This window comes from Mycobacterium sp. E735, from assembly GCF_001666955.1.
Taxonomy (GTDB): domain Bacteria; phylum Actinomycetota; class Actinomycetes; order Mycobacteriales; family Mycobacteriaceae; genus Mycobacterium.
In genome coordinates, this window is the sequence record NZ_LZIX01000210.1 from 1 (window position 1) to 725 (window position 725).

Below are 725 nucleotides of genomic sequence, written 5' to 3' on the forward strand. Positions count from 1 at the left end.
GCGGTGTAGTGGGCCAGCCACCGCGAACCGGTGAGGCCGGAGATGGAGGAGAACACCACGAAGTGGCGCACCGGTGTGGTCAGGGTCAGGCGGTGCAGCAGCGCCGCGGCGTCGAGCTTGGGCGCGAACATCGCCGTGACGTCGTCGTCGGTCATTTCGTCGAGCAGCACTGGGCCGCCGGCGTAGGCAGCCAGGTAGATGCCCTCCAGGGGCGGCAGGTCGGCGCCGAACCGGTCGAACAGCGCGGCCATCGCGGTCTCGTCGGTGGCGTCGGCGGCGACGGTGACCAGCGTGGTCCCGGCCGCGGCAAGGCTTTCGGTCAGTTCGTCGAGCCGCGAACCGGGGTTGCGCGAAACGGCGACGATCGTCTTTGCGCCCATCCTGGCGAGTTCGCGGATCAGGTGTGGGCCGATGTTTCCGGTGGCGCCGATGACCAGCTGGCAGGCGCCGCCGTCCAACGTGACGGCTTGGGTGGGCAGGGCGCGGTGTTGCAATCGCGGGACGTGGCGCAGGCCCTGCCGGTAGACGACCTGGTCCTCGCCGTCGGTGCCGGCGGCTTCGGCCAGCAGCCGGGGCACGGTCAGTTCGGCGGGTACGGCTTCATCGAAGTCGATGATGCCGCCCCAGATTTCGGGGTGTTCGAGTGCGAGGGTGCGTCCCAGGCCCCACAGCGCCCCGTGTGCGGAGTTGGCGCGGTCGCCCTCGGTGGTCGGTCGGCCGTGCGG

1 protein-coding gene is annotated in these 725 nt (G+C 70.9%); it reads right to left on the reverse strand.

All coding sequences use genetic code 11. The features are described from left to right. On the reverse strand, positions 1-725 hold a 725-nt coding region (locus tag A5704_RS16695; protein WP_156737689.1), incomplete at both ends, for an SDR family oxidoreductase.